The 6,061-nt window shown below is 70.2% G+C and carries 7 protein-coding genes and 1 pseudogene; 2 read left to right on the top strand and 6 right to left on the bottom strand.

Going from position 1 to position 6,061, the window contains the following annotated elements; translation table 11 throughout:
* Positions 1 to 52: 52 nt before the first annotated feature.
* From MXD60_RS10065 to MXD60_RS10075, 3 genes are all read right to left on the bottom strand, one after another.
* On the bottom strand, positions 53 to 1,174 hold the full coding sequence (locus MXD60_RS10065; RefSeq protein ID WP_248818741.1) for a fatty acid desaturase family protein: 1,122 nt from the start codon (positions 1,172 to 1,174) through the stop codon (positions 53 to 55).
* A gap of 11 nt (positions 1,175 to 1,185) precedes the next feature.
* Entirely contained in the window at positions 1,186 to 2,265 is a 1,080-nt protein-coding gene (locus MXD60_RS10070) for a ferredoxin reductase (RefSeq protein ID WP_248818742.1), read from the bottom strand.
* Between the two features lie 213 nt (positions 2,266 to 2,478).
* Positions 2,479 to 2,685 (bottom strand): cold-shock protein, encoded by a 207-nt coding sequence (locus MXD60_RS10075; RefSeq protein ID WP_248818743.1) that lies wholly within the window; start codon positions 2,683 to 2,685, stop codon positions 2,479 to 2,481.
* Between the two features lie 280 nt (positions 2,686 to 2,965).
* Between MXD60_RS10075 and MXD60_RS10080 the strand changes: the two genes are divergently transcribed.
* Both MXD60_RS10080 and MXD60_RS10085 read left to right on the top strand, forming a co-directional pair.
* Positions 2,966 to 3,151 (top strand): helix-turn-helix transcriptional regulator, encoded by a 186-nt coding sequence (locus tag MXD60_RS10080; RefSeq protein ID WP_248818744.1) that lies wholly within the window; start codon positions 2,966 to 2,968, stop codon positions 3,149 to 3,151.
* An 89-nt stretch (positions 3,152 to 3,240) separates the two neighbouring features.
* Positions 3,241 to 3,918 (top strand): PIN domain-containing protein, encoded by a 678-nt coding sequence (locus MXD60_RS10085; RefSeq protein ID WP_248818745.1) that lies wholly within the window; start codon positions 3,241 to 3,243, stop codon positions 3,916 to 3,918.
* A 495-nt stretch (positions 3,919 to 4,413) separates the two neighbouring features.
* Here MXD60_RS10085 and MXD60_RS10090 read toward each other — a convergent pair whose 3' ends face one another.
* From MXD60_RS10090 to MXD60_RS10095, 3 genes and pseudogenes are all read right to left on the bottom strand, one after another.
* Positions 4,414 to 5,400, bottom strand: coding sequence for an FAD-dependent monooxygenase (locus MXD60_RS10090; protein ID WP_248818746.1), 987 nt, complete (start codon positions 5,398 to 5,400; stop codon positions 4,414 to 4,416).
* Positions 5,401 to 5,465: 65 nt separating this feature from the next.
* Positions 5,466 to 5,663, bottom strand: a pseudogene (locus MXD60_RS29805) (hypothetical protein); the annotation flags it as partial.
* Positions 5,648 to 5,860 (bottom strand): FAD-dependent monooxygenase, encoded by a 213-nt coding sequence (locus tag MXD60_RS10095; protein ID WP_248818747.1) that lies wholly within the window; start codon positions 5,858 to 5,860, stop codon positions 5,648 to 5,650. The pseudogene MXD60_RS29805 and the gene MXD60_RS10095, both read right to left, overlap by 16 nt.
* Positions 5,861 to 6,061 lie beyond the last annotated feature (201 nt).

A 6,061-nucleotide genomic window follows, 5' to 3' on the forward strand; every position in this document is an offset into this window, starting at 1 on the left:
CCCACCCGCTCCCGCGCCGATCGCCGGGCCGGGTGTCACCGTCGTCGATCGTTCAGGCGGCGCGGGCGACCGGCTCGGGCGAGGTGCCCGGCACCGGCGCCGGGACTCGCGCGGGCGTGGGGCCGGGCAGAGCCAGGCGCAGGATCCGCTTCCAGACGCTCACGGTCTGTCGGGGCAGCGACCCGGTCGTGTAGGGAAGTCCGAACCGCTCGCACAGGGCGCGCACGCGCGGCGCGACCTGCGCGTACCGGTTGCTGGGCAGGTCGGGAAAGAGGTGGTGTTCTATCTGGTGGCTGAGGTTTCCGCTGAGGAGGTGAAGCACCGGCGGGCCGCTGATGTTTGCCGAGCCGAGGAGTTGCCGCACATACCAGTCGCCCCGGCTTTCACCGTCGAGTTCCGCCTCGGCGAACGTCCTCGTGGCCTCGGGGAAATGGCCGCAGACGATGATGGTGTGCGCCCAGATGTTCCGGACGACGTTGGCCGTGAGATTACCGAGCAGGACGGGCAGGAAGGCGGGCCCGGCGAGCGCCGGAAAAACGACGTAGTCCTTGAGGCCCTGGCGGAGGACTTTCTTGAGCATACCCCGGAGCTGGTCAAGGGTTTCGTCCCAGGGCTTCTCTCCGCGGAACGCCCGTTCGATCTCCACGTCGTAGATCGCGATGCCCCATTCGAACAGGGCCGCGAGCGCGAGGTTGTACAGCGGCTGGGCGAGGTACACCGGATTCCACGGCTGCTCGGGACTTACCCGAAGAATGCTGTAGCCAAGGTCGCGGTCCCGGCCCAGAACGTTCGTGTAGGTGTGGTGCACATAGTTGTGCGAGTACTTCCACCCGTCGGCGGGGGACGCGGAGTCCCATTCCCAGGTGGTGGAGTGGATGCGCGGATCCCGCATCCAGTCCCACTGGCCGTGCAGGACGTTGTGGCCGATCTCCATGTTCTCGAGGATCTTGGCGAGGGACAGCATCGCCGTGCCGGCGAGCCAGGCCGGTGGCAGGACTGCGGCGAACATCGCCGCGCGGCCGCCGATCTCGAGGCCGCGCTGCAGCGCGATCACCCGGCGGATGTACCGGGCGTCCTGCTCTCCCCGGCTGGCGAGGACCTCCTCGCGGATACGGTCGAGTTCGCGGCCAAGGTCCTCGATGTCCTGGGGGCTGAGGTGCGTCGCTGCTGGCATCGGCCTGGTCCTCAAAGATCGATTTCGATGTCGCCGACGGCGGCGGACACGCAGGTCTGGATGAGATCGCCCGCGGTGCCGTGCTCCACGCCGGTGCGCAGGTCGCGCACCCGGCCGTCCGCCAGCGGGACGAGACAGCGGTGGCAGATGCCCATCCGGCAACCGCTGGGCATGAGCATGCCCGATCGCTCTCCCGCCATCAGCAACGGGGTGTCCGCCGACGTGGTGGTCTCCCGCCCGCTTCGGACGAAGCGCACCCGTCCGCCTGCTCCGTTGCCGGCACGCAGGTTCGGGTGGAAACGTTCGGTGAGCAGCCGCTCGCTGATGCCGCGCTCCCGCCAGTACGACTCGGCCTGCTCGACCAGCGCGGCGGGCCCGCAGACCCAGGCCATCCGCGCCGGGAGGTCGGGGCAGAGGGTGGCCAGCGCGGCCATCGTCAGCCGCGTCGACCGTTGGTCGCCGGCCGGACGGGTGTGCTGCTCGTGGAGGCGCAGGCTCGGGAACCGGGCGGCCAGGCGACGCAGTTCCGCCCCGAAGATGACCTTCGACGGGTCCGGCGCCGAGTGCGCGAGGACGACGTCGGGCATCCGCGGGCCGGCGGCGAGGTGACGCAGCATCGCCATCACCGGAGTGATTCCACTGCCGGCGGTCACGAAGAGCAGGCGCTCCGGAAGTTCGGCCGGGAGCACGAACGTCCCCGCGGGCTGTCCGAGCCGGACGATGTCACCCGGGCGCAGTGCCTGCACGATGTGCCGGGACACGAGGCCGTCGGGGTTGGCCTTCACCGTGATCGAGATGAGGCCGTCGGCGCGGTCGGGCGGGGAGGACAGCGAGAACGTGCGCGAATGCCACACCCCGTCAATACGAAACGCGGTGTCCACGTGCTGCCCCGCGATGCCCCGCCGCCAGCCCAGGCCGGGACTGATCAGGACGGTCGCGGCGTCGGCTGTCTCCGGGACAACGGCCTTGACGCGGCCGGAAGGTCGGTTCCGTGACCACAGGGGGTTGAGCGTCGCCCGGTAGTCATCGGGAGTGAGCGGGCTTGTCAGGGCGCCCGCAGCAGTCGCGAGCAGTGGCCTGATGCCCAGCATCGGTCTTCTCTCCTGTCACTGGTCGAGAAGCCGAGTGCGCGAAGGGTCGCAGGCCGCCACGGTTTCGTGGACGGAATCCTGCTGATGCGACCGACGGCGGGGGGGTGGGCCGGTTGCCACCCCGCCGCGGTCAGGTCGGGTGCGACCTGGTGCGACTAGTACGGAAGAAGGCGTTGTGCCCGCTGCCGGACGAGTAGGCCGCAGTCCGTCGGATTAGATCAGAGGCTGTACCTGAGCGGCTTGCGGGCCCTTCTGCCCCTGCTCAATCGTGAACGAGACACGCTGGCCCTCTTCGAGGGACTTGTAGCCGTCTCCCACAATCGAGGAAAAGTGGGCGAAGACGTCGGGTCCTCCGCCATCAACCGAGATGAAGCCGAAGCCCTTTTCGGCGTTGAACCACTTCACAGTACCTTCGGACACGTTCTTTCCTCGTTCCCCATGCTGCGGCACACCCGCGTGGTGTTCCGGCTTTGCGCCGATGTTCGCCGTCGGCGATCATCGTGATGCCATCCTGTGTGGTGACCGGCGGCACCAAGGAGAAGAGCAACGTCACCACGGTACACCCTGGGTCACGGTCATGTGGCGGGAGCGTGGCGCCGACGGCGTTTCCGCTGGCGGCGTTGGGATGTCGACGGTCGGGAGCGGAGGCCGTGAACGTCGACGGTCCGGCATGACCCTGCCGTTCCCGTACGATGGGGACATGGCGGAAGATGATCTGTGGACCACCGCGGATGTCGCCAGTCGGTTGACGATCTCGGTCGAGCGGGCTCGGCGCCTGTGCTCCCGGGATGATTTTCCACAGCCTGTCGAGTCCGCGCCGTACTTCGACCGGTGGCGGGCCGGCGACGTCGAGGCCTGGCTCCTCGATGGCAGGGCTGATCACTGACCGTAGGTACGACACCGCCTTCCGGCGAGCCGCTGCGGGTCGGCGTCTACATCGACGGTTTCAACCTTTATTACGGCGGCCGTGGGTTGATGGGCGGCAGCGGCCGGCCTGGCTGGCGCTGGCTCGACCTGCGCGCCCTGGTCACCTCGATCGTGGCCGCCCGGGCCCAGTGGGCCAGGGCGCGGATCGTCCGGGTGGTGTACTGCACCGCGCCGATCGACGGCGCGAGCAACCCCAGTGGCGCCAAGGACCAGGAGATCTATCTGCGTGCGCTGCGGGCCGCGAACTCCGTCGACGAGATCACGAAGGGCCGTTACATCACCAAGCTGGTGAGGGCGCCGCTGGCCGTGGCGGGTCCGGGTGGCCAGGCGGACGTGGCCCGATCGGCATGGCCGGTGATGGTGCAGGACTCGGCCGGCCAGCCGGTCCGCAACGCCGCGTTCCTCGTCTCGGTCGCGCAGCGGGAGGAAAAGGGATCCGACGTCAACGTCGCGTCCCATCTGCTGCTCGACCTGCTGCACCAGCGGATCACCGCCGCCGTCGTGATCAGCAACGACAGTGATCTCGCCTTTCCGGTGGCGCAGGTCCGCGACCTCGTCCCGGTCGGGGTCGTCAATCCCAGCAAGGGCTACACCGCCGGCGCGCTGCGGGGCGAGTCGCAGACCGGCGTCGGCCGGCACTGGTGGTACAACCTGCGACCCACCGACCTGACCGCGGCGCAGCTGCCCGTGCGGATCGGCGCGATCAGCCGCCCGCCCGAGTGGTAGGCCGATTTTGACATCTGGCCCGCCGCGTGCGAGATTGGGCAACTAGCCCACCCGGCCCCCTCGCGGGCCGGGTTTTTTTGTTGCGCGCGATCGAGATCCCCGGCCGGGAGACGTCGTCGGCCGGGTTCAGGGGTAGCGCAGGCCGATCTGCTCCCGGACGGCATCGGGCATCCGCATGATCGACACGTACTCCGCCAGCGGGATGATGTCGCTTTCCAGCTTCCCGGCGCGCAGGCGGTCATGGACCTGGTGGACCTGGTGGTGCAGGCCGCCGCCGGCCCGGTCGTCCTGGTCGGTTCCGGCGGTGTCGAGGGCGGCGGCAGGCTGATGCGCTCGACGTCGAACCCCGCGCGGACGGTGAGTTCGTCCGGGCAGTGCATGAACGCGGGGATCTCGATGCAGCCGGTGGTACCGGTGATGCGGCCTCGGCGAACCTGGGCGCGATCGTTCCGGTCCCCGCGATGGCCCAGCGAAACGGCATGACGTCAGTCTCCCTCAGGTGGGCGTCAGCGCGGGCAGCCCGCGCAGCATCGCGTCGATCTCCTCCGGACCGGGCAGGCACGTCGCGTGGACGTAGCCGTCGGGCCGCACGAGTACCGCGCGCCGCGCATCGGTGCATCCCCACCGCACCGCCGCGGCGGGACGCGGGGCGCCTGACCCCGCCGGGCCCGCGCCGGGAACCAGGATCGTCCAGCCGTACCGGTGCGCCCAGTCGCCGCCCGGCACGACCCGGGTGCCGACGAGGGGGTCGCCGGGATCCGCGCCGTAGGAGATGCCCAGCTCCGAGATACGCAGGCTGAGCAGGTCGGAGGCGGCCGAGCCCGCACCGACCGCGGCCAGGGCGGTGTCCCGCACCTCGGCCAGCGCCGGCTGCGTCATCGTGGCCACGGAGGTGAGCTGCGAGGTGAAGGCCACGAGTGCCGCCGCGAGCGGGTGACGTTCCTTGTCGTAGGAGTCGAGCAGCCCCTCGTCGGCCCCGCCGCCGAGCACCGCGGCGAGCTTCCACGCGAGGTTCAGGGCGTCCTGGATGCCGGTGTTCATTCCCTGGCCGCCCGCCGGGCTGTGCACATGGGCGGCGTCACCGGCCAGGAGGACGCGGTGCTGGCGCATGCTGTCCGCGACCCGTTCCGACACCCGGTACGAACCGGCGCGGCGCACCTCCCGCAGCGCGAGAGGCAGGGACGACGGCGCGCGCTCGTCGAGGAGGCGGCGCACCAGGCCTGGTTCGATCGCGGTGTCGGCGCTGTCGCGGGTGGCGATCAGGCGGGCCTCGTCGTCCGGAAGCGGGACCAGCAGCAGCACCCCGCCGGGCGCGAAGGTGAGCAGCACCCGCGGCTCGCCCGGCAGGCCGTCCAGACGGACGGTGGCCAGCAGGAAGTCCTGTGGCTTGTCGGTGCCGGGGAAGCCGACGCCGATGCGGTCGCGCACGCCGCTGTGCAGCCCGTCGCAGGCGACGACGTACCGGGCCCGCAGGCACCGCACGACGCCCTCGGGTCGGCGATTCGCGCGGACACCGCGTCGAACTCCGGATCGAGGTCGAGCACCCGATGACTGCGGTGGACGAGACCGCCCACCTTGCTCAGCGCCCGCTCCAAGACCTGTTCGGTCATCACCTGCGGCACGAACAGCAGGAAAGGACACGGGGTGGGGAGCGCGCCGAAGTCGATGTCGAGCAGCGTTCGCTCGCGACTGCCCACGCGCAGCCCGGCCCCCTGGATGCCCCGCGCGATCAGCTCGTCCGCCACGCCGAGCCTGGCCAGGTCCTCCAGCGTCCCCGGGGCTGCACACCTGCGGCACGCGAGCCTTCCTGGACCCCCGCGGCGGTGTCGACCACGACATGGTCGACACCGAGCGTCGACAGCGCGAGGCCGGCCGCCAGGCCGGTGGGCCCGGCTCTGACCACCAGGACATCGGTCTCCGTCGGTAGGGCAGGGGCGTCCATCCCCGGACCTCCTCCCACTGCGTGCGCGCCTTGCTTCTCCGCACAGGGCGCCCCTGCGGGAACTGTCCCCGCACGAAGGGAGTTGGCTCCTGTCCGCCCTGATCGGATGGCTCCGATGCGGAAGCCCTATCCGTCAGGATGAGATGAGTCAGGCAATGGCTATCATCTTGTGACCTGGGCGGGTGGGGAGAGGAAGATCGT

It is taken from the genome of Frankia sp. AgB32 (assembly GCF_023243045.1).
GTDB lineage: Bacteria > Actinomycetota > Actinomycetes > Frankiales > Frankiaceae > Frankia.